This is a genomic window from Photorhabdus heterorhabditis (assembly GCF_018448905.1).
GTDB lineage: Bacteria > Pseudomonadota > Gammaproteobacteria > Enterobacterales > Enterobacteriaceae > Photorhabdus > Photorhabdus heterorhabditis.
This window is the reverse complement of sequence record NZ_RCWA01000106.1, coordinates 1-2,008: the sequence shown is the minus strand read 5'-3', so window position 1 is coordinate 2,008 and position 2,008 is coordinate 1. Positions and strand designations below refer to the sequence as shown.

General features: G+C 58.4%; 1 pseudogene. It reads right to left on the bottom strand.

Annotated elements, in window-relative coordinates:
• Positions 1–2,008 (bottom strand): annotated as a pseudogene (locus EAE89_RS22695) (hemagglutinin repeat-containing protein); the annotation flags it as partial.

Genomic DNA, 2,008 nt, shown 5'->3' with positions numbered 1-2,008 from the left:
GGGTGTCGTGAACATTAACCTGCGTTTTCCCGGCGCTGATTTCCGCGGTCTGAGTATTGGTAAGGTTTTTGGCGGTCAGCTGCACGGTTTGCCCGGCGACGATGGCCCGGTCATTGGTGAGATTGCCGGTCGTTTTCAGGGTCAGATTACCATTGGCCGCAGTGTGGCCGGTATGGTGAAAATCCTTGGTTAAGGTGACCGCCATATCGCCCTGCGATAACAGCTGGCCGTCCCCACTTAAGGCGTGGGCGTTAATCGTGGCCTGTTCCCCGGCAATCAGCGTACCTTGCCGGTTGTCAATCACCAGCGAGGTGTGCCCGCTCCTGTCGTCTACGGTAAGCTGTTTGCCCGCGGAGATTAACCCCTGAGCATTATTCAGCGTGTGACTCACCTGAGCTTGCAGATGGTTAGCGGCCCGTAAAGCGCCCCCGGTATTGTCCACCTGCCGGGCGTTTATCGTCAGATTTTGCGCCTCCACGCCGTTATCCGGCTGCGTTGTCTCACGGTTAATCAGCTGAGTCGTGTTCAGGGTGAGTTGTGAACCGCCCCGCATCAGGCCGCCGGTGTTATCGGTTTGAGTGTCAACATTAAGCTGCGTGTCGCCCACCGCCTGCACCTGTCCGTGACGATTGTCGAGCTGGTGAGTGTGCAGGGTTAACGTGTCGGTGGATAACAGTTTGCCGTCCCGGTTATCGGTCTGCGCCTGTCCGGTCTGGATAACCAACTGTCCGCCTTGCAGATGACCGTGGCGATTGTCCAGTGGGCCGCTGGTGATAGTGGTTTTGCCCTCACCGAGAATTCGCCCCTGCCGGTTATCCAGTAACTGGCCGTCAGTCTCCAGCGTCAGGGTGTCTGCGGATTGTAAGCTGCCCTCGCGGTTGGTGAGTTGTCGGCTGTGAATGTCCAGCCCACCATTGCCGGCTATCTGGCCCTGCGTATTATTGAGCGCGGTGCTGGTCAGGGTGGTTTTGCCGTCCGCTGCTATCATGCCGCCAGTATTATCGATGTCGCCGGTGCGCAAAGTTAAGTGTCCGCCGCTTAACAACCGGCCACCTTTTTTGTCCGTCGTGGCAGCGTTGGCGAGCCAGTGACCGTGGGTATCAATGGACATCTCGCCACCCGCCTGTAACCGCCCCGCAGTATTATCCAGCTGACCGCTATTTAAGGTCAGGGTGTCTTCGGCTATCACCTGTCCGGCGGTATTGGTGAATCGATGCCCGGTGGTCTGGCTGGTGATATGTTGCGCCAGCAATGTTCCCTGGGTGTTATCCAACGCCTGACTGGTGGTGGTCAGTCGGGTTTTGGCTTCAAGATGGCCGTGAGCGTTTTGAATAGTTTTGCCAACGGTGAGGGTGGCGCTGTCCCCGGCGGCAACAATGCTCCCCTGACCATTATTCAGTTGGGATGCCCTGAGCTGGAGCGCGTGGCCCGCTTCCAGCCGACCCGACTGATTGTCCAGCGTGTCTTTGACTGCCAGTGTCAGCGAGCCTTTTTCGGCGGCCACGATGTGGCCGTGACGATTATCGACGGTCGTTGCTTTCAGGTTCAGGTTGCCGTTGCCCGCAAGGGTGCCGCGCTGGTTATCCAGCCGCCGGGTGGTGAGGGACAGCGTGTCTTTACCCTGTTGTTGCATCACGCCGCCTTGATGGTTCAGGGTGTCGGCGTTGAGGGTTATCTGCCCGGCCTGAGTCTCGGCCTGGTTGAGTTGCAGTTCACCGGCCTGTATCGTCAGGGCACCATTGGTCAGTAGTTTGCCCTGATGGCCCAGCCACCGTTGGGTATTGAGCGACAGTTTCCCGTTGCCAGCCAACTGCACCGTCCCCTGGGTATTATCCGCCGTTTGCGCGGTGAGATGCAGGTCCTCGCCCTGACTGGCAATCGTGCCCTGACGGTTATTAAGCCGGTCAGTGGTGAGGGTCAATGTCCCCTGATTGAACACGGTCCCCTCCTGGTTATTCAGGGTGCGGGTATGGAGCGTCAGTTCACCGCTGCCGGTCTGGTTAATTTT